Origin of the sequence: Merdimmobilis hominis, from assembly GCF_016901855.1 — a bacterium.
GTDB lineage: Bacteria > Bacillota > Clostridia > Oscillospirales > Ruminococcaceae > Paludihabitans.
In genome coordinates this window covers 69,868-90,065 of the sequence record NZ_JACJKY010000004.1, presented here as the reverse complement: position 1 = coordinate 90,065, position 20,198 = coordinate 69,868, and the positions used below count along the sequence as shown (strand labels likewise).

At 41.4% G+C, this 20,198-nt stretch carries 17 protein-coding genes; 5 read left to right on the top strand and 12 right to left on the bottom strand.

The window, feature by feature from the left end:
• Window positions 1-7: 7 nt before the first annotated feature.
• From H6A12_RS13385 to hemL, 5 genes are read left to right on the top strand one after another with little or no spacing between them, the layout of a single operon-like run.
• Window positions 8-457 carry a precorrin-2 dehydrogenase/sirohydrochlorin ferrochelatase family protein gene (locus tag H6A12_RS13385; RefSeq protein WP_243415280.1) on the top strand — a complete coding sequence of 150 codons (450 nt, stop codon included), beginning with the start codon at window positions 8-10 and terminating at the stop codon, window positions 455-457.
• Window positions 454-1,332 (top strand): hydroxymethylbilane synthase, encoded by an 879-nt coding sequence (hemC, locus tag H6A12_RS03560; RefSeq protein WP_204444822.1) that lies wholly within the window; start codon window positions 454-456, stop codon window positions 1,330-1,332. Before H6A12_RS13385 ends, hemC begins: the two co-directional genes overlap by 4 nt.
• Window positions 1,329-2,819, top strand: a complete 1,491-nt coding sequence (gene cobA, locus H6A12_RS03555; protein WP_204444820.1) for a uroporphyrinogen-III C-methyltransferase — start codon at window positions 1,329-1,331, stop codon at window positions 2,817-2,819. The genes hemC and cobA overlap by 4 nt, the downstream gene beginning before the upstream one ends.
• Before the next feature lie 2 nt (window positions 2,820-2,821).
• The gene (gene hemB, locus H6A12_RS03550) at window positions 2,822-3,805 is read left to right on the top strand and encodes a porphobilinogen synthase (RefSeq protein ID WP_204444817.1); all 984 of its coding nucleotides are present in this window, start codon (window positions 2,822-2,824) and stop codon (window positions 3,803-3,805) included.
• Window positions 3,805-5,088, top strand: a complete 1,284-nt coding sequence (hemL, locus tag H6A12_RS03545) for a glutamate-1-semialdehyde 2,1-aminomutase (protein WP_204444815.1) — start codon at window positions 3,805-3,807, stop codon at window positions 5,086-5,088. Before hemB ends, hemL begins: the two co-directional genes overlap by 1 nt.
• Before the next feature lie 278 nt (window positions 5,089-5,366).
• Here the strand turns inward: hemL and H6A12_RS03540 are convergent, their stop codons facing one another.
• The 12 genes from H6A12_RS03540 to H6A12_RS03485 form a co-directional block, all read right to left on the bottom strand.
• Window positions 5,367-6,824 (bottom strand): lipopolysaccharide biosynthesis protein, encoded by a 1,458-nt coding sequence (locus tag H6A12_RS03540; RefSeq protein WP_204444813.1) that lies wholly within the window; start codon window positions 6,822-6,824, stop codon window positions 5,367-5,369.
• A gap of 139 nt (window positions 6,825-6,963) precedes the next feature.
• Window positions 6,964-8,310 (bottom strand): O-antigen ligase family protein, encoded by a 1,347-nt coding sequence (locus tag H6A12_RS03535; RefSeq protein ID WP_204444811.1) that lies wholly within the window; start codon window positions 8,308-8,310, stop codon window positions 6,964-6,966.
• An 8-nt stretch (window positions 8,311-8,318) separates the two neighbouring features.
• On the bottom strand, window positions 8,319-9,419 hold the full coding sequence (gene wecB, locus H6A12_RS03530) for a non-hydrolyzing UDP-N-acetylglucosamine 2-epimerase (protein ID WP_204444809.1): 1,101 nt from the start codon (window positions 9,417-9,419) through the stop codon (window positions 8,319-8,321).
• 93 nt (window positions 9,420-9,512) lie between these two features.
• Window positions 9,513-10,403 carry a glycosyltransferase family 2 protein gene (locus H6A12_RS03525; RefSeq protein WP_204444806.1) on the bottom strand — a complete coding sequence of 297 codons (891 nt, stop codon included), beginning with the start codon at window positions 10,401-10,403 and terminating at the stop codon, window positions 9,513-9,515.
• Window positions 10,404-10,405: 2 nt separating this feature from the next.
• Window positions 10,406-11,527 carry a glycosyltransferase family 4 protein gene (locus tag H6A12_RS03520; RefSeq protein ID WP_204444804.1) on the bottom strand — a complete coding sequence of 374 codons (1,122 nt, stop codon included), beginning with the start codon at window positions 11,525-11,527 and terminating at the stop codon, window positions 10,406-10,408.
• Between the two features lie 17 nt (window positions 11,528-11,544).
• The gene (locus tag H6A12_RS03515; protein ID WP_204444802.1) at window positions 11,545-12,651 is read right to left on the bottom strand and encodes a glycosyltransferase family 4 protein; all 1,107 of its coding nucleotides are present in this window, start codon (window positions 12,649-12,651) and stop codon (window positions 11,545-11,547) included.
• A gap of 2 nt (window positions 12,652-12,653) precedes the next feature.
• Window positions 12,654-13,976 carry a nucleotide sugar dehydrogenase gene (locus H6A12_RS03510; RefSeq protein ID WP_204444800.1) on the bottom strand — a complete coding sequence of 441 codons (1,323 nt, stop codon included), beginning with the start codon at window positions 13,974-13,976 and terminating at the stop codon, window positions 12,654-12,656.
• A 36-nt stretch (window positions 13,977-14,012) separates the two neighbouring features.
• On the bottom strand, window positions 14,013-15,032 hold the full coding sequence (locus H6A12_RS03505; protein ID WP_204444798.1) for a glycosyltransferase family 2 protein: 1,020 nt from the start codon (window positions 15,030-15,032) through the stop codon (window positions 14,013-14,015).
• Entirely contained in the window at window positions 15,025-15,774 is a 750-nt protein-coding gene (locus tag H6A12_RS03500; protein WP_204444796.1) for a sugar transferase, read from the bottom strand. The genes H6A12_RS03505 and H6A12_RS03500 overlap by 8 nt, the downstream gene beginning before the upstream one ends.
• Window positions 15,771-16,976: a DegT/DnrJ/EryC1/StrS family aminotransferase gene (locus H6A12_RS03495; protein WP_204444794.1), complete on the bottom strand. Its 1,206-nt coding sequence runs from the start codon at window positions 16,974-16,976 to the stop codon at window positions 15,771-15,773. The genes H6A12_RS03500 and H6A12_RS03495 overlap by 4 nt, the downstream gene beginning before the upstream one ends.
• A gap of 3 nt (window positions 16,977-16,979) precedes the next feature.
• The gene (locus H6A12_RS03490) at window positions 16,980-18,857 is read right to left on the bottom strand and encodes a nucleoside-diphosphate sugar epimerase/dehydratase (RefSeq protein WP_204444997.1); all 1,878 of its coding nucleotides are present in this window, start codon (window positions 18,855-18,857) and stop codon (window positions 16,980-16,982) included.
• A gap of 56 nt (window positions 18,858-18,913) precedes the next feature.
• Window positions 18,914-20,014: an LCP family protein gene (locus H6A12_RS03485; protein ID WP_204444792.1), complete on the bottom strand. Its 1,101-nt coding sequence runs from the start codon at window positions 20,012-20,014 to the stop codon at window positions 18,914-18,916.
• Window positions 20,015-20,198 lie beyond the last annotated feature (184 nt).

Sequence of the window (20,198 nt, the reverse complement as noted above, 5' to 3'; positions counted from 1 at the left end):
GTCGCATATGGATCATATGGGATATCGGTTTCCCCTGTTTATTGATCTGAACGGGAAAAAGGCGGTCGTTATCGGCGGCGGAACCATTGCGCTGCGCCGGGTAAACGTTCTCCTTTCGTTCGGCGCACAGGTGACCATCATTGCACCGGAATGCAATGACGTACCAAAAGGTGCCGTGTTTTTAAAACGCCCCTATCAACCGGGCGATCTTGCGGGTGCGTTTTTGGCGGTCGCCGCCACCGATTGCCGCGCGGTCAACTACCAGGTCGGGCAGGAAGCAAACGCCGCAGGAATTTTTGTAAGTGTTGCCGACCGAAAAGAAGAAAGCACGTTCTTTTTCCCTGCAATTTGTACCGGGAACGGTCTTGTTGCCGGCGTCGTTTCCCAAGGTGAGGAACACAAAAAAACTGCCGCCGCCGCCCGGAAAATCCGTACCGTATTGGAGGAGTTTAAATGAAACAGATACGCATTGGCAGCCGGGAAAGCCGCCTTGCTGTGATTCAATCTGAGATGGTGATACAGGCTATTCATGACTGTGACCCGGACATGGATACAAAACTGATTACAATGAAAACGACAGGCGATAAAATATTGGACAGAACGCTTGATAAAATCGGCGGCAAAGGATTGTTTGTCAAGGAACTCGATGCCGCACTGCTCGACGGTCGTGTGGACATCACCGTACACAGCAGCAAGGATCTGCCGATGGAGATTGACCCGCGTCTTCCTTTGGTGGCGTTCTCCAAAAGAGCCGATCCGCGGGATGTGCTCGTTCTCCCAGAGGGAAAAGACAAGATTGATTTTACAAAACCCATCGGCTGTTCTTCTCTGCGCCGCCAGTTACAGCTGAAATCACTGTTTCCGGAAGCGACTGTTGCGCCCATCCGCGGAAACGTGCTCACCCGGCTTCAAAAGCTCGACAGCGGTGAATTTTCCGCACTGGTACTGGCAGGCGCGGGACTTGCACGCCTTGGACTCGAACACCGCATCAGCCGGTATTTTTCGACGGAAGAAATTCTTCCTGCCGCCGGTCAAGCGATTTTAGCCGTACAGGCGCGTGAAGGCGTGGATACCGCCTGCTTACACACATTCGCCGATGAGGAGAGCCGCGACTGTCTGCTGGCAGAACGCGCTTTTGTCCGGACACTGGACGGCGGATGCTCTTCGCCGGTCGCGGCATTTGCAACGCTTGCAGGCGACACACTCACCTTAAAGGGAATGTATGTGACCGCAGAAAATGATCTTTATTTTGAAACGATCTCCGGTCCGCGGACACAGGGAGAAAATTTAGGTGCCGCACTTGCAGAAGAAATGAGGAGGAAATACGAATGAAAAAGGGACAGGTGATTCTGGTCGGTGCAGGTCCCGGCGATCCGGAACTGCTGACCATTAAAGGACGAAAAGCCATCGAATCCGCTGAGGTTGTCGTATATGACCGGTTGGTGGGACAGGAAATTTTCAATCTGATTCCCGAAGATGCTGAACGTATCAACGTGGGAAAAGAATCCTCCCATCACATCGTACCGCAAGAGGAGATCAATCAAATTTTGCTGCAAAAAGCACTGGAGGGCAAACGGGTTGTCCGGTTAAAAGGCGGCGATCCGTTCCTGTTTGGCCGCGGCGGCGAAGAACTCGAACTGCTGAGTGCACATGGTGTTCCGTTTCAGGAAATCCCGGGCATTACCTCGGCAATCGCCGTGCCTGCCTATGCCGGTATTCCGGTGACGCACCGCGACTGCTGTTCTTCTCTGCACATCATCACCGGCCATCAGCGCGCCGGCAAACCGCTTGACATCAACTTCGAAGCACTCGTACAGACAAAAGGAACGCTCGTGTTCTTAATGGGCGTAAGCGCGCTCGAAGAAATCTGCAAGGGATTGCTAAGCGCCGGTATGGAGCCCGATATGCCTGCCGCTGTCATTGAAAAAGGCACCACCCCTTCTCAGCGGCCGATTCTCGCAACGCTTTCGACACTGCCCGAAACTGCCAAAGCAGAGCATGTGAAAAGTCCGGCCATTATCATTGTCGGCAAGGTGTGTGCGTATGCGCAGCAGTTTGACTGGTTCGATCACCTGCCGTTAAAAGGGAAAACGGTTGTCGTGACCCGTCCGAAAGAGCGGGCAGGCACACTGTCTGATCGGCTGCGCGCTTTGGGTGCAAACGTCGTGGAATTCCCCTGTATTGAAACGCATCCGTTCATTCCCTGTCCTAAAATGGAAGAAGCGGTGGACAACATCGGCCGCTATGAGTGGCTTGCTTTTACAAGTCCTGCCGGCGTGTCTGCGCTCATGGATCTGTTAAACCGCACCGGACGGGATGTCCGGGCCTTGGGTGCAATCAAACTGGCGGCGATCGGCACCGGTACAGACAGAGAACTTCGAAAATACGGACTGCGCGCGGACTTGATTCCGTCTGTTTACGACGGCGCACATCTGGGCGAAACGCTGTGCAATGCAAATCCGACCGGAAAAGTGCTCATTCTCCGCGCAGAGTGGGGTACAAAAGCCTTGACAGATGCGCTCGATGCGCGTACCATTTCCTATGACGATATTCGCTGCTACGAAACCCGGTATACGGCTGCTAACACAGAAGAAGTGCGAAAGCTGCTGATCCCGGGCACTGTCGTCACGTTTACAAGTGCTTCGACCGTCACCGGCTTTGTCCGCGCTTTGGGAGAAGACACAGACTTTTCTGCCATTACTGCCGCATGCATCGGCCAGCAAACCGAAGCAGAGGCATTAAAATACAGCCTGCATACCATCACCGCCGAAAAAGCCACCATGGATGCACTGATTCAAAGAATCGTGGAAGGAGAATAACCATGGAACTGATTCAAAGACCTCGCCGCCTGCGCGGCGGCGATACGATCCGCCGGATGTGCCGGGAAACCCGGCTCTCTGCCGACAGTCTGATTTATCCGATTTTTGTGGACGAAACGCTCAGCGGAAAACGCCCCATTGATTCTCTGCCCGGACAATACCAGTATGGTCTGGACACCGTAAACGAAGCCATTGCCGAATGTATTGCTGCCGGCGTTCGCAGCTGCATTCTCTTTGGCATTCCTGCATATAAAGACGCAGTCGGCTCTTCTGCCTGGGATGCCGAGGGTGTGATTCAAAAGGCAATCCGGACAATCAAAGCCGCATATCCGGATTTTTATGTCATCACCGACGTATGCATGTGCGAATATACCGATCATGGACACTGCGGCGCGCTGTGCGGACATACGGTCGACAATGACGCCACACTGGAACTGCTCTGCAAAACTGCGCTTTCTCATGCACAGGCAGGCGCTGACATGGTGGCGCCCTCCGATATGATGGACGGCCGTGTCGGTGCAATCCGCCGCACACTGGACGCAGCAGGATTTGAAGATGTGCCGATTATGGCATATTCCGCGAAATACGCTTCCGCTTTTTACGGTCCTTTCCGTTCCGCTGCCGGTTCGGCGCCTTCTTTCGGCGACCGCAGAGGCTACCAGATGGACCCCCACAACCGCAAAGAAGCGATGAAAGAATGCGCTTTGGATGTGGAGGAAGGCGCAGACATTATCATGGTCAAGCCTGCGCTCTCATATCTTGACATCATCCGGGAGTGTTCTGATGCGTTTGACGTGCCTATGGCTGCATACTCCGTTTCCGGCGAATACGCGATGATCAAAGCGGCAGCACAGGCAGGACTCGTGGATGAATACCGGATTATGTGCGAATCTGCCCTGTCTATTTTCCGGGCGGGTGCAAACATGCTCATTACGTACTATGCAAAAGAACTGGCGCAAGCCATTCAAAAAGGAGATATCGGATAATGGACACTTCTGCTGCTCTGTTTGAACGGGCAAAAAAAGTACTTCCCGGCGGCGTCAACAGTCCTGTACGCGCATATCGTGCCGTTGGACTCACACCCCGCTTTATCGCCAAAGCTGACGGCGCATACATCTGGGATGCAGACGGCAATCGGTATATTGACTACGTCTGCTCGTGGGGACCGATGATTCTGGGTCATAACCATCCTCTGATTCGCGAGGCAGTGGAAAAAGCCGTGAAAGACGGTCTTTCTTTCGGCGCTTCCACCGAGCGCGAGGTCGAAATCGCAGAACTGATGATCAACATGGTACCAAACATCGAAATGGTTCGCATGGTCAATTCCGGCACGGAAGCGGTAATGTCTGCGCTGCGTCTTGCAAGAGGTGCTACCGGCCGCGATAAAATCATCAAATTCGAAGGCTGCTACCACGGTCACAGCGACGCAATGCTGGTCAAAGCCGGCTCCTCCGCAGTAGCGGAAGGCGGTCGTCCGAGCTCTGCGGGCGTACCCATAGATACCGCAAAAGATACGCTGACTGCACAATACAACAATCTCGACAGCGTAGCTTCGCTGTTTGCCCAGTATCCCGGTGAAATCGCGTGTGTAATCGTGGAGCCTGTCGCTGCCAACATGGGTGTTGTGGGACCGAATCCCGGATTTTTGGAAGGATTGCGCGCGCTCTGCGACAAAGAAGGCGCTCTGCTGATTTTTGACGAGGTCATCACCGGATTCCGCCTCGCAAAAGGCGGTGCACAGGAGTATTTCGGCATCAAAACGGATATTGTTACATTCGGCAAAATCATTGGCGGCGGCATGCCTGTAGGCGCTTACTGCGGAAGCCGTGCGCTGATGGAGCATATTGCGCCGTGCGGTTCTGTATATCAGGCTGGTACACTCTCCGGAAACCCGGTGGCTATGGCGGCTGGACTTACTCAGCTTTCCTATTTGAACAGTCACCCGGAGGTCTATACTGACATTTCTGCAAAAGCAGATCGTCTGGCCGACGGAATGCGGCAGGCAGCAGCGGAATCCGGCGCCAACGTCAGAATCAATCAGGTTGGCAGTCTGGTGGCTCCTTTCTTCACGCCGGATTCTGTCGAATCCTTTACGGATGCAACAAAAAGCGATCTGAACAAATATGCCGCTTATTTTGAAAAGATGCTGGCAAGCGGAATCTATCTGGCTCCTGCACAGTTTGAAGCGATGTTTCTTTCGAGTGCGCACACCGATGCAGATCTTGAAAACACCATCACAGCAGTAAAACAGGTCTTCTCCGCTTTATGAGAAATGAGAGCACGACACCTTTTCGTAAATAATGACATATATTTTGTGACGGTTATTTTTAACCGTCACTTTTTTTATGAAATAATTGCCAAAAATAAAAAACATGGTTTGTGTTTCTCTTGAGATTAAATTCAGCTTCAATCTCAAAAGCGAATACAAACCATGTTTAAAAAAACTATATCATAAAACAAAATATATCAAAAACAAAGACGTTTATATATTATATCGTTTTCAATAGACAATTATATTTGCATCAAAGCACTTAAAATCTCTCTATTTCAGATAGCTGTATTTTTGTTGAATTTTTTTAGAACTTGTCTTAATATCCACCGATACAATGAGCAAACATATTTGCGATAAATGGCAAGAAGTAAAAGAACAAAAACCAGCATCATTACAATATTATACAAAATAGGTATTTCAACAAATGTATTGATCGCTGCATATAGATAAAACAATATTGTGACAATGGAGAATCTGTTCAATTCAAATTTTACGGGAAAAACCTTATTGGCAAAAACAGTTCTTAACGCAAAAAAGGCCGTATAAGAAATAGCAGTTGCTAATGCTGCACCTTTAGATGAAAAAATAGGGACAAACGCAAAATTCAAAACAACATTTATTCCACAGGATATCAACATTATAACAGTATGATACATCGTTTTTTTCTTGAAATTTATTCCGTAAACTGTTGTTTCCGAAATTGTAGTCATAATCGGGTTAAACAATAAAAACGGCACTACCGTAGAAGATAACCGATAATCTTCTCCTAAAAATAAAATAATAATATCTTTAAATCCAATTATGGCCGCTCCTATTCCAAACATAGCAATTGTTATATACGCGTTTGCTCTTACAAAAAAAGACGTTTCTTCGGGATCTTTGCTATAATGCTCCATCGCCATCGGCGCCCACAATAAGCAAAATGTTGTATTCACAACTGAAGTTAATGCTACAATAGTAGCAGCAGCAGAATAAATACCAACTTCATGAAGATTGGTGAGAATATTCAAAGACCATTTATCCGCTGCATTAAAAACGTCACCAGCCAACATCGCCCAAATGAATGGAATACCATATAGCATTAAATCTTTTATTCTAATCTCACAAGAATCTTTTTGGATGTCATAAAATTTCCAATATTTTTTTGTCATCCATATTGCTGCGATTGTTATAACAGCCTGTGAAACCATAGATGAGATAGTTAAAATAATAAAATTGTTTATTTGTGTTGATGTAATAAGCCCTATCGCCATCACTGCAAATACAATTTTATTTAGTACAATGAGTGTTGAATACGCTTTTCCTCTTTGCTCCATCCTAAGAACTAGTTGAGAAATACGATTTACAATTAATATGATAACATTTATCATTGTAAGTATATAAGGCAAGAGACCTTCATACCCAAACAAATCTAAATTTTGTATCCAACTAAAACTGCACAACGAAAATACAACACAAATAAAAAATGGAATCTTTATTGAAGTAAAAATTAGAAAACGTTTATAATTGATAGAATCATCTCTATAATAAAATCGAATAAACGCTTGATCCAATCCAATCATTACAATTGCATACAACACCGTAGAATAAGATGTGAATAATGACCATTGCGCATAGTCTTCTGGAACAACTAGTCTTGTAATCAATGGTGTTGTTACAAAGCTAATAAGAATATTTAGACACGTTCCCGCAAACATCGCAATAATATTTTGAAGCGTCGATTGTTTCTTCATTTATATACCATCCATTCAATATTTCCAAAGATACTCATCTATGTATCGCATATACACTTAAAGTACTTTACATTTTTATCTTATAACTTGACGGTTGCGATAATAATTTTAACATGAATCATTACCGCAACCGCCCTATTCATATTGTATCAGAGTCGCACTTTTTTACTAATAAAAAGGATGACAAAATCAGTATAAAATACATGATATTAATATAATTATAATAGTAAAACGTTGAGTTAAACATTCCTACTGCAACAAAATTTCCTACTATACTGAGTAATAAAAAGCTTTTATAGTCTTTTCGATTAATAATGCAAAAATATCCACATTTCAATAATCCGATTATTACAACCAGCAAAAATACTCCGCCAGCTAGCAAGCCATAGTCATATATTACTTGTATAAAAGTATTGTGTGCAGAAATAGATTGAAATGTTTCATCTTTATAACCTACTGTAACCGTAATATCCGTTGTATCTTTATGTCCTGTTAAATTAAAATGGGAAACATACTCTTTCCAAATATCAATCCGCCCAGCAGAAATTTGATTTAGATCTTTTCCATCAATTCCAATCCTATCTTCAAAAATATCCAAACTATCATCTGGACTTATTTCATCATCCGGAATGGAAGGTTGTGATTGAAAAGAAAAAATTTGATTTGCATATTTATAAACATGATTGTGAATCGTTAAAATTGTATTTAGACAAATAAAAATACAAACTGCCAAGAAAATAATTTTCAAAATTGTTTGTATCACTTGTCCTTTAAGATTAAAAATCAAATATACTACCCAAACACCAATAATGCAAATAGCACACACCAATCCGGTTCTTGAAGCACTATACACAATATATGTCAAATTGACAGCAACAAATAAAATCAAAAGATATTTTAACAGCATATGTCTTATCTGCTCAATCAAATAAAACACAAAAGGTAATAAAGTTGTAATATACATGCATAAACCAATCGGACTATTCAGTTTGCTGTAATATTGCGCAGACTGGATCGGCATACAAACCATATTTATAATCCACAAAAGAAGAAGAGAAATTGTAGCAGCTATACTAATTGGCTTTAAACACTTTATCAATTCATTTCCTGAATAAATATTAAAAAATAAGAAGAATACCAATGGTACTGTAGCAATAACATTCAATGATACATTTATAACACATGAAACAATTGATATTGCGATAAACAACATCCACAAAGCAAAAGACAAATTCTTTCTGATTTTAGGAATCTCAATCCTATTTTGAGGTTTAAGAATAAAAACCAAACCCAAAACTAAAATGAAATGAATCACTACTTTGTAGGCTGATCGCATTTGTATCATATTGGACATAATTATAAAATAATACAAATTAAAGATGATCATATATATGCACAAAATGAGATCTTTCGCCTTTTTCTGAACATTAAAGATTTTCCCGTGCAAAAAAAATATTTTATCAAATATACTCTGTATCAAATTCATCTTTCTCCTCATAAGCAAGTATGCAACACTTCATAAATTTGATGGCATGCTGTACCATCGCCGTATGGATTAGAAGCTTGAGACATCCGATTGTACAACTGATCGTTTTTCAGCAGTTCATCAAAATTAGTATATATATCTTCTTCTTTTGTTCCAACCAATTTCAGCGTACCCGCTTTAATTCCTTCTGGACGTTCCGTTGTATCGCGCATCACCAGCACTGGCTTTCCTAATGATGGTGCTTCTTCTTGAATTCCTCCGCTATCTGTTAAAATCAAATAACTTTGATTCAAAAAATTATGAAAATCTAAAACATCAAGCGGCTCAATAATATGAATGCGATCGCATCCTCCCAATTCTTGTTTAGCAGCTTCACGTACTACAGGATTCATATGAATGGGATAAATCGCTTTTACATCCTTATGCTCTTCAATAATCCTTCTAATAGCACGGAACATGTGGTGCATTGGTTCTCCGAGGTTTTCACGTCTGTGCGCAGTAATCATAATCAGTTTTGAATCTTGTGCCCATTCCAATTCTGGATGAGTATAATCTGCTTTTACCGTTGTTTTTAATGCATCAATTGCAGTATTTCCTGTTACATAAATTGTTTCTGGGTTCTTTCCTTCTCGCACCAAATTTTCTTTGCTTTTTTCCGTTGGCGCAAAGTTAAAATCCGCAATAATTCCAACCGCTTGTCTATTAAACTCTTCCGGAAATGGAGATTTAACATTGTACGTTCTCAGCCCAGCTTCAACATGTCCTACTGGAATCTGCAAATAAAAACATGCCAAGGCTGTTACAAAAGTTGTAGATGTATCGCCATGCACAAGTACAATATCCGGTTTTTCTGTCTCTAAAATTTCTTTTATTTTATTCAAAATACTAGTCGTTACATCAAACAAGGTCTGTTTCTCTTTCATAATCGAAAGATCATAATCAGGGTGCACATTAAATGCATTTAACACTTGATCCAACATTTGGCGATGCTGTCCAGTTACACATACTTTTACATCAAATTCATCTTCATGCTTTTTCAATTCATTTACAAGTGGACACATTTTTATTGCTTCAGGTCTAGTGCCAAAAACCAACATTACTTTTTTCATTTTTCTCACTCCGAGGTAAATATATTTGAAGTACGATAAAAACTATTCCAACACATCGTTTCACTCAAACAGAAAACATGATGTTTATGTATGCTACTTTAAAAGACGAATAACCGGATAAGCAACTTTTGTAATACAGCCCAAAAAGGAAATTCTTTTGACACGGATTTCGCTGTTGTTAGCATTCATTTTCTGAAAATTCCAATAATCATACCAATATGATATTTTAATTTTTAACCTAATTCCTTTTGTGTGTGGGAAAATGTACTCTAGTTTTGAAATAACATTATACAAATATCCTAAGGAATTTTTTTGTACAAAATTGTCACGATTTCTCGTAATACCATCACTTTGATATTCAATAATCTTTACGACTTCATTAAAGCACATCATTTGATATTTCAAACCAATTTGATCTGTAATATATGCTTCTGGAACAAAACGCACCCCTTCAACAATAGGAAAACGATATCTTTTTAAAATCTCTGTACGCAAACATTCGCAACAATCACCATATCCGCCATTTTTCACACCAGAAACAAAGTGGAAATCCACATAGTTAGAAATAAAATAGTTTTTTGGAAATAAATTTCCGTGAATCTGCTCTTTTCCGATTTCTCTGCAACGCATCATGATTCCGCAGAAATGGTCTTTATCCTTTATTTCATTCCAGTGCATATAAAATTGTTTTAATGCGTCTTCGGTGAAATAATCATCAGAATCCAGAATAATAAACATTTCTCCGGCCGCATTTTCAATTCCTAAATTGATAGCAGTATGCTTACCACCATTTTCTTTCCAAAAATAACGGATGGGTAATTGATGTTGATATTTATTTATTATCTTCTGTGTATTATCTGTAGATCCATCATCCACTACTACAACTTCAAAATCCTTAAATGACTGATTTATAAGTGAATCCAAACAACGATTCAACGTATATGCTCGATTATATGTAGGGATAAAAACAGTAAAAAAAGGCATTATTATTCACCTGCTACCAGTTGAATTTCTTTTGTAATTGTTTTTTCATAACCACATTGTTCCTGAATTTCTTTTGATATCTTTTCAGATAATTCAGTATAAAGAGAGGGGTGATTATACAAATACACGAATTTTTGAACCATATCATCTGTATCACAGGACAAAATTTCCTGTTCTTTTACAAATTCAGGGATGGCAGTATTATTCAATGTGAGAGGAACCAAGCCACTCGACATAGCTTCGCACATCGAAACGCCTTGCGCATCTTGACGTGTAGGACAAAGAAAAATTCCATATTCATCGTGATAAGATTTAATTTGCTCCTGATTCAAAAACCTATTTTCAATTAAAACATTCGGAAACATACTAACTTTCGATGTTAACTCAGCAAACATATTTCCTTTTCCAACAATCTTAATTTCCAACTGGCTAAAAAAATCATACTGGCTTAATTTTTGTATAAAGTCCATACTCATATCATTTGCATATTTCGAACTACTATATGGACGAATAGATAAAATTTTAAGCCGATCAGCCTCCGATTTCCTTTTTGAAAAAAATACTTCCTCATTAATATAGTTCGGAATAATTGTAAATCTAGATTCATCGACCTTCCAATTCTTGCATGTCTTCCTCATCATCCATTCAGATACAGTGATAAAGTGCAGACAATTTTTTGTTTTTCTTAAGAATCTGCGAATGTTAAAAATCGAAAGTGTGTTAAATACTGCATTATGGCAATATACTAAAAAATTGTGGATGGAAGACGTAGTTGAACGAAATAGCCGTTCATACCAGAACAACGCTTCATTTCCATGAACAAAAATAAACAAATCAAACTGCTTTTTAACACGATCCATTCCTTTGATCATTTCCGGAGAAAGAAAATGTATGCAGATTTTCTCTACTTGATGTTCCTCTAAATATGTTTTTAAGTCATTTGCACTGCCGGTAACAACACTAACGCCTTGATATGTATAAGTTGTTTGTCCCATATTTTTTTTACAGACAAACACTTCTACCTCTATCCCTTTTTTCAGATATCCCAAAACCCTTGTGTGCACAAAACCATTTGCATATAAATTGTCTTCGGAAGGATAATTATTCGTTAACACTAAAATCATTGAATCAATCTCCTTTCTTACTCAAGCAGCAAATTGTAAATTGCATCATATTGTTCCGTAATGAAGTCCCAATTAAATTTTTTACTTAGACTTATGCAATTATTAGAAAGTTCCTTATAATTATCCAATATACTGTGAACCGCTTCGATCACTTCTTCTGCTGAATCAGAAGAAACTGCATATCCAACCTGACCATTTGGAAATTGGTTGTCAAATCCTTGACCTTTTGTATAGATCACCGGAACACCTTGCGTCATCGCTTCAACATACACTAATCCAAATGTTTCAGTAATTGACGGCATGATAAAAATATCCGCATTTCGATAATAAGAAATTAAAGTTTCCTTCTTTTGAGGCGAAATATGCTTGACAAAATCATAGGCAGAAACAGTTTGATATATTTTTTTATCTGTAATCTTTCCAACCATTGTAAACGTGCATTTTCCCTCATGATTGAGTTTATCGATACATTTTGCTGAAAACAATACATTCTTATTTTGATTGATCTCTCCGACATATAAGAAATCAATTGCATCTTCATGCGGTATTTTCGGTGTTTTCAGCGCATGATCAATATAATACTGATCTACACCGTTCGGGAGTACTACTGATTTTTCAAGAAATTCTTTCTCAAATTGTTTAGGAATATATTTTGAACGCGTCAGTTCTAAATAGTTTTGAGATATAAATATGATTCTTTTTGCATTTTTAAGAATATTTACACCCATTTTGCGCAAATGCAGCATTTTCTTAAAAAACACATTTACATCTGTATTTCGCACAGCTACAATATAAGGGATATTATACTTTTTGTATAATTTATAAGCAATATATCCATTTGAAAATAATGAATGGGCATGAATTAACGAAATATTGCTCCAATCATATCTTTTTTCAATGCTAGAAAATATTTTCCCATGCTTTAGATGAAAAAAAATCCGATCATAAGAATTAAAACAATTATCAAGAAGCGCATATGAACCATAATCAAACGAATTGTTGTCGTTTGATGAAACCGGAACATATACTGCAATATTCTGTGCTTTTTGAAATTGTCGATCATATAAATTTTTATAAAAGCGACTATGCTGATAATAAGAATTGATATGGAGGATTTTTTTCATTCTTAAAGTCTCCAAAAAGTATATCCCAACTTACTCAAGTCCTCTATTGTGAAAGAGTTTTTCACGTCAATTAAGACTTTTTCATTATTAGGAATATCTTTATACAATGCATCGATTTCATCCAGTTTCAGATTTTTGAATTCATTATGTGCTACTGCAATAATAATGCAATCTGCATCATGTACATCTTCGAGTTTTGTCAGCGTTACGCCATATTCATGCATTGCATCTCGTTCGCTTGCCCATGGGTCAACAACAATAGGTTCTATTCCATATTCATTTAATCTCTTAATGATATCATTTACTTTACTATTCCGAGTATCCGGGCAGTTTTCTTTGAAAGTTAAGCCAAGAATCACCACTTTTGCTTTCTTTGGAGCCTGACCAACGGAAATCATATTTTTAATGGCTGCATCTGCTACAAATTTACCCATACTGTCATTTACAATTCGGCCATTTAAAATAATTTGGCTGTGATACCCAAGTTTTTCAGCTTCATATGTAAAATAATAAGGGTCTACGCCGATGCAATGACCGCCAACAAGTCCCGGACGGAATCCAAGTGCATTCCATTTGGTATTCATGCCGTCAACAACTTCATTAGTATCAATGCCCATACGGTCAAATACCATCGCTAATTCGTTCATGAACGCAATATTAATATCTCTCTGACTGTTTTCAACAACCTTGATCGCTTCAGCTGTTTTAATGGTTGACACAGGATATGTTCCAATTTCAATGACGATATCATAAACATTTTTAATTACTTCAAGGCTTTCTTTATCCATGCCAGATACAATTTTTTTAATATTCTCAAGTCTATGCACTTTATCGCCTGGATTGATTCTCTCCGGAGAATAACCCACTTTAAAATCAATTCCACATTTTAACCCAGACTCTTTTTCCAAAATCGGAATGCACACATCTTCAGTAACACCCGGATATACGGTAGATTCATACACAACGATAGAACCTTCTGTCAGATTTCGTCCAACAATTTCACTTGCACCAATAACCGGAGTCAAATCAGGAGTATGGTCCAGATTGACTGGTGTTGGCACTGCTACAATATGAAATTTTGCTTTTTTTAAGTCTTCTGCGTCAGATGTAAAATAAACTGTAGAGTTTTTTATTTCTTCATCGCCAACTTCTTTTGTTGGATCAACACCGGATTGATACAACTCGATTTTCGCCTTATTTAAATCAAATCCAATGACATCAATTCCTTTTTTTGCAAACGCAACTGCAATGGGCATTCCTACGTATCCCAGACCTACAAGGGACAATTTCTCTTCTTTGTTTACCAGTTTTTCATAAAGTGACATTTTAGTTTCCTCCTTAGAATGTATTTTAGTTCCTTATTAGATTTTTTTCGGCTGATATTGATTGGATGGATATTTCCTCAAAAGCAACTTTATAATTGCTGCAATCGAACCGCAACCATAAGAGACATGGAAAATCGGAAATAAAACGATTAACAAAAATATCTCTTTTACCGAAGACGCCTGTTTTATCGAAAACAACACATCAAGTCCAAAATATAAAATCAATTCTGCGCCCAGCGCGATCCAAAATATAGGATGAAAAAAGCCCAAGACCAAAAGAACTACAATAGACAATACAAATGCAAACGGAATAAAATGTCGAATTCCCATTGAGCCTGGACACAGCTTCATCGTAATCAAATTCCACATTCCATTTTTATTTGCCATTTTTGCAATTCCTTTAATCGTATCTCTGCAATAATACGATAGATGAATATCGTTAGACAAATAGATTTTTCCACCGCCTTTGCGAATTCGATAATTCATTTCATTATCCTGATTGCGTACAAGGCGCTCATCATATCCACCATACTTTGTAAACACTTCTCGTTTAAAAGCACCGAAGGGAACAGTGTCTACATATCCGCTCTCTCCATTCGTGCGAAACTGAGAATTTCCTACTCCGAATTTTGAAGAAAGCATTTTTGCAATTGCATTTCCCATCATTCCATTTGCCTTTGTTTCCGCTACACCGCCAACATTCTCGGCGTCTGTATGCTCAAGATAATACACACACTTTGAAATATAATCATACGCATAATCTGCATGTGCATCCAAGCGTACAATATATCTTCCGCATGATTCAGCGATTCCTATATTCATTGCATATGGAACAATTTTATTTGGATTGCTGTAAATTCTAATTAATTCAGGATATTTTTCCTTGTAATCATTTAGAATTTTTACGGTATTGTCATTGGAGCATCCATCGACAAAAATCCATTCCATCTGACTGATAGGATAATCTTGATGCAGCAATGACTCGACACACTTTTCAATATAGCGTTCTTCGTTATACACTGGCATCACTACAGATACAATAACATCTTTATTCATTGTTTTTCTGATTAACCTCTGTCTTTCCTGAAGCAATATCGACTTCCATATTTTCCTTTCCCAGCATTGCGAGTATTGTTATAAACAATACTTTTATATCATTCCAAAAACCGAATGTTTTGATTGCTCTTAAATTATAACGCATTTTCCCCGGCAAAACCAATTCAGTATATGTTCTGTCTGCATCTTCGGTATTATTTAATAGTTCTGCTTCATCTTTATAATACACGCTTGCAAGACTAGTCACGCCGGCGGGCAAAAGCAGCGTTGCCATCATTTCAGGTGTATAGCGTGCTACATATTTCTCCACTTCCGGGCGCGTGCCGACAAAGCTCATTTCGCCGCGCAGAATGTTTAACAGCTGCGGCAGTTCATCCAGCCGGCACTTGCGCAGACGGTGACCCATTTTTGTGATACGGCTGTCGCCGCCGACTGTCACCTGTGTACCGAGCTGTTCTGCATTTGTCACCATTGTGCGGAATTTGAAAATGCGAAACGTCTTTCCGTACTGCGTCACACGCACCTGCCGAAACATCACCGGTCCTTTGGAATCAGCTTTGATCATGATGCTGAGCACCAAAAAGACAGGCGACAGCAAGATAAGCAAAAACAGCGAAACAACTATATCAAACAAACGCTTCAGAATCAGGCTCAATGTTTTGCGTTTGAGCGCATCATAGTACGGCTTCACCGCTTCCGTCTGCATGGATACGGGGAGTGCCTCCCATTTTTTTAGAATCATTGATTCAGCTCCTTGATAATCTGTGAAAACGTACGAACAATGTATGCAACCTGTTCGTCTGTCAGGCAGGTATGAAGCGGAAGCGTCATTTCGTTTTGATACATCGAGAACGCATTCGGATAATCTTTGATATCGAAGCCCAGATTTTTATATGCAGTGAGCAGCGGCAGCGGTTTATAGTGCACATTCGTTGCAACACCGGCCTCTGCCATCTTTTCTACCACACGATTGCGCATCTGCTCGTCTGCTCCATGCAGGCGTACAAAATACAAATGTCCGCTCGATTCAAAATTGTCACCGTAGTGGCACAGCACACTGACCGGCAGATCTGCAAACGCCTTGTTATAGACAGAAATGATTTCTTTTCTGCGTGCAAGCATCGACGGATACCGAGTAAGCTGCACCAGTCCGATCGATGCCATAATATCGGTCATATTACATTTATAGCCCGGGAAAACAATATCATATTCCCACGCACCAGCTTTTGTTTTCGCAAGTGCGTCTTTCGACTGTCCGTGCAGCGAATAGAGCATAAAGAACCGATAGATTTCCTCGGAGTCAATGCCCGGAATCTCTCTCCAAGTAACAGCGCCGCCTTCTGCGGTGGTCAAATTTTTGACCGCATGGAACGAGAACGAAGTGAAGTCGGCAATCTGTCCGCACATTTTTCCGTCTTTCTGTGCACCGAATGCATGCGCGGCATCCGCAACGACTGCAATGCGTCCCATTGCTTTTTGTATGTCGTTTGCCGGACAAAACAGTCCTTGTTTCTCCTCTACAACACGGTAAATCGTATCATAATCGCAGATGATTCCGGCAAGATCCACCGGAATGATCACTTTTGTTTTCTCTGTAATTTTTTCTGCAAGCTGCGCATAGTCCATCTCAAACGAGCCCGGTGCTGTATCGACAAGCACGAGTTTGGCGCCGACATGGCATACAACGCTTGCAGAAGCGGTGTATGTGTATGCTGTTGTGATGACTTCATCGCCTGCACCCACGCCCAGCAGCCGCAGCACACCTTCTAAGCATGCTGTTGCAGAATTGAGACAAACCGCTTTATTCGTATGACAAAACGATGCAATTTCCTTTTCAAACTGTTTTGTTTTCGGCCCTGTTGTGATCCAGCCGCTTTTTAACGTATCGGCTACTTCGGCAATCTCCTCATCCGTCATATCGGGTGGTGAAAATGGAATGTTCATCGATTAGACTTCCTTTCTTGCAAAACCGGAAGAAGACACGCTTTTTTCCGATTCATGTTTATATAAACTTACATTCAGCAGGCGGGAACATGAAAATGTAGGTACCAGTTCCTGCAAACAACAAAGCATTTGATTGATCTGCCGTGCCTCGATTGTTTGATGCAGTTTTTCAATCATCTCGTCAAACTCTTCGCGGTTAACCGGAATCTGTTTTCCGATAAAGATTTTATGATTGAGCGTCGATTTGAGTCCTTCCTCATCCATCAGAAGCTCTTCAAACAGCTTCTCACCCGGACGCAGACCGGTAAATTTAATTTCAATATCTTTGTACGGCTCTTTCCCGTACAGGCGAATCAAGTTTTCAGCAAGCGTTGTGATTTTCACCGGCTCGCCCATATCAAGTACGAAAATTTCGCCGCCTTTTGCCATTGCACCAGCCTGTAATATCAGCGAAACAGCCTCAGGAATCGTCATGAAATAGCGGATAATATCCGGGTGTGTAACGGTAACCGGGCCGCCTTCCTCAATCTGTTTGCGGAACAGCGGAATGACCGAGCCGTTCGATCCAAGCACATTGCCGAACCGAACTGCAACAAACTCAGTGCCCGTAGAGATTTCGGCCATATACTGTGCAATCATCTCGCAGCAGCGTTTCGTTGCGCCCATGACATTCGTTGGATTGACCGCTTTATCTGTCGAAACCATGACGAATTTTTTGACATGGAATCGATTCGCAAGCTTTGCAACGTTAAAGGTACCGAAAACGTTGTTTTTGACTGCCTCATCGGGATCTTCTTCCATCAGCGGGACATGCTTGTGCGCCGCCGCATGAAACACCAGATCCGGATGATACTCTTCAAACAACTGCTCCATCTTATCGAAATCACGCACAGATGCAATGCGCACCTGAAGCGGCAGCTCCTGCCCATATTTGCGCAAAAGCTCCTGCTGAATCGCATATGCGTTATTTTCGTAGATATCGATCAAAATAAGCTGTTTCGGCTGATACTGCACAATCTGCCGGCAAAGCTCCGAACCGATCGATCCGCCGCCGCCGGTGACCATGCAGACACTTCCGCAAATCAGATTTGCAACCTGAACGTTATCAAACTGTGTCGGTTCTCTGCCCAGAAGATCTTCAATACGGATGTCTTTTGCCTGCGAAAGCAGTTCTTTTTCAAAAATCAATTTGTGCAGGTAGGGAAGGATTTTGACTTTGCACCCCGTTGTAGAACACAGGTGCAGAATGCGTTTTCTGTCCTCTTCATCACAAGACGGAATCGCAAAAAAGATCGCTTCAATTTGCTGTTCTTTGCAGATTGCCGGAATTTCGTCCGTAGGACCGTAAATCTTAATACCATGAATGCTTCGGCCAATTTTTTCGCGGTCATCATCCACCACGCAAATCGGCTCATATCCGCAGCCTGAAATGCTGAGCATTTCACGCAGAATACTCTGGCACGCCTGTCCGCCGCCGACAATCATTGCACGCTGTTTACGCACTTCTTTTGATTGCGCGTCGGAAGAATCGAGCAGATACAAATATAAAAAGCGTGCACCGATAATCGCCAGAATCGAAATACCGCATGCGAGAAGCGGATACAGCACTGTTTCCAGCTGACGTGCCACAATTAAGATGACACCTGCCGCCGCTGTTCCGGACAGTACGCTGAACACACAATATACCATATCGCCCACCGCCGCATAGCGCCAAACTTTTTGATACGTACCCCATGCGACCAAAGAAAGCACATTGCACACAATAAATATGGTTGCATTCCAAAAAACGCCTTTTGGTGTCAGTGGAATCTTCGTTGTAAAGATCACCAAGAAATAAGCGATCAAACACGAAATCACAAGCACCAGGCAATCAATACCCATCAGCAGTAATTTTCTCTGTCCAAGATTTTTCAATTTACCTTCCCCACATTTCGTTTTTATTCTTCTTCAGAAAAAGCAGATGAAGACTCAGTCGATTCGTCTTCGTAAATAAATGTATGCAGCCTGTCTGCCGCTGCATCTAAATCAAAGTTCCAAACCCACGGATTTCCGCCGCCCACAGCATGATCCTCTTCACTTGGAATCGAATGCTGCACAAGCGGCAGTTCATTTAAGAGCATCGGTGCAAAACCGATAATATCAGTATAGCTGAGCGATGTTTCCACCAACGGAAGCACTGTACGCAGCAGATTCGGATATTCTGTTACGCTGAGTGTTTTCACATTCTCGAGCATGCATGCAAGCACTTTCTTCTGGCGGTCTGCACGTGCATTGTCACTGTCAATGTTGCGAATACGGGCATATGCCGTTGCCTGCGCGCCGTTTAAGTGCACAAGTCCCGATGATGTCACCACCTCTGCATGCAGTCCGTCACTGTTCGCGTTGAGGTTGATTTGCTGGCGTTCTGCTTCTGTGATCTCAATGTCAATGCCGCCGACTGCGTCAATAACGTTCGCAAGTCCTGCAAAATTGACCGTTGCGTAATCCTGAATATCCAAGTGGAAATTGTCATTGAGCGTTTTGATCGCAAGCTCCGGACCGCCGTATGCATAGGCATGCGCGATCTTTTCCTCACCATAGCCGTCAATATGCACCTTGCTGTCGCGCAGAATCGATGTGAGCTTGAGTGTATTATTTTTTTGATCGACAGACAAAATCATGATGGAATCGGATCTTCCTTCATTTTTGTCGTAATCTCTGCTGTCCACGCCGAACAGCGCAATATTGATGATTTTATATTCCTTCGATTTTTCAGCGACAGAAGAATCCACCTCAAGCTCCTGCGGCTGTGCAGTAATCGGCTTTGTTTTGAGTCCGGCAAGCAAATATTGAAATATGAAAAAGCCGGCAAGAATCAAAACCAGCACAACCGAGACAGACGCAGTAACGATCTTTCGTTTCAGCGACCATTTTTTTCTGTTCTTTGTTTGCATTGTGCAGTCGGTTGGTTCTTCTTGTCGGCAGCTACAAAGTTCTTGATCTATAGGCTGTGCTTGTACTGTATTCTTTTGTTCTCCAAGAGAATTCCGTTTTTTCATGTTGTCTGTGTCCTCACAATCTGAATGGAAACGTACTCCTTACACATCTTTTGTACTATAGCATACATTAATTATATTACCACCTACTCCTATAAAAATCAATACATCTGGCTTTTTTCAGCAAAAAAACGGAATCTGTTTCCGATTTTGTCACAATAAAAATCCCCCTGCCGCCGCACAATAT

What these genes read in the sequence shown, in the direction of transcription:
- H6A12_RS13385 (WP_243415280.1), top strand. Translation starts at nt 8, where the DNA reads ATGGATCATATGGGATATCGGTTTCCCCTGTTTATTGATCTGAACGGG.
- hemC (WP_204444822.1), top strand. Translation starts at nt 454, where the DNA reads ATGAAACAGATACGCATTGGCAGCCGGGAAAGCCGCCTTGCTGTGATT.
- cobA (WP_204444820.1), top strand. Translation starts at nt 1,329, where the DNA reads ATGAAAAAGGGACAGGTGATTCTGGTCGGTGCAGGTCCCGGCGATCCG.
- hemB (WP_204444817.1), top strand. Translation starts at nt 2,822, where the DNA reads ATGGAACTGATTCAAAGACCTCGCCGCCTGCGCGGCGGCGATACGATC.
- hemL (WP_204444815.1), top strand. Translation starts at nt 3,805, where the DNA reads ATGGACACTTCTGCTGCTCTGTTTGAACGGGCAAAAAAAGTACTTCCC.
- H6A12_RS03540 (WP_204444813.1), bottom strand. Translation starts at nt 6,824, where the DNA reads ATGAAGAAACAATCGACGCTTCAAAATATTATTGCGATGTTTGCGGGA.
- H6A12_RS03535 (WP_204444811.1), bottom strand. Translation starts at nt 8,310, where the DNA reads ATGAATTTGATACAGAGTATATTTGATAAAATATTTTTTTTGCACGGG.
- wecB (WP_204444809.1), bottom strand. Translation starts at nt 9,419, where the DNA reads ATGAAAAAAGTAATGTTGGTTTTTGGCACTAGACCTGAAGCAATAAAA.
- H6A12_RS03525 (WP_204444806.1), bottom strand. Translation starts at nt 10,403, where the DNA reads ATGCCTTTTTTTACTGTTTTTATCCCTACATATAATCGAGCATATACG.
- H6A12_RS03520 (WP_204444804.1), bottom strand. Translation starts at nt 11,527, where the DNA reads ATGATTTTAGTGTTAACGAATAATTATCCTTCCGAAGACAATTTATAT.
- H6A12_RS03515 (WP_204444802.1), bottom strand. Translation starts at nt 12,651, where the DNA reads ATGAAAAAAATCCTCCATATCAATTCTTATTATCAGCATAGTCGCTTT.
- H6A12_RS03510 (WP_204444800.1), bottom strand. Translation starts at nt 13,976, where the DNA reads ATGTCACTTTATGAAAAACTGGTAAACAAAGAAGAGAAATTGTCCCTT.
- H6A12_RS03505 (WP_204444798.1), bottom strand. Translation starts at nt 15,032, where the DNA reads ATGAATAAAGATGTTATTGTATCTGTAGTGATGCCAGTGTATAACGAA.
- H6A12_RS03500 (WP_204444796.1), bottom strand. Translation starts at nt 15,774, where the DNA reads ATGATTCTAAAAAAATGGGAGGCACTCCCCGTATCCATGCAGACGGAA.
- H6A12_RS03495 (WP_204444794.1), bottom strand. Translation starts at nt 16,976, where the DNA reads ATGAACATTCCATTTTCACCACCCGATATGACGGATGAGGAGATTGCC.
- H6A12_RS03490 (WP_204444997.1), bottom strand. Translation starts at nt 18,857, where the DNA reads ATGGGTATTGATTGCCTGGTGCTTGTGATTTCGTGTTTGATCGCTTAT.
- H6A12_RS03485 (WP_204444792.1), bottom strand. Translation starts at nt 20,014, where the DNA reads ATGAAAAAACGGAATTCTCTTGGAGAACAAAAGAATACAGTACAAGCA.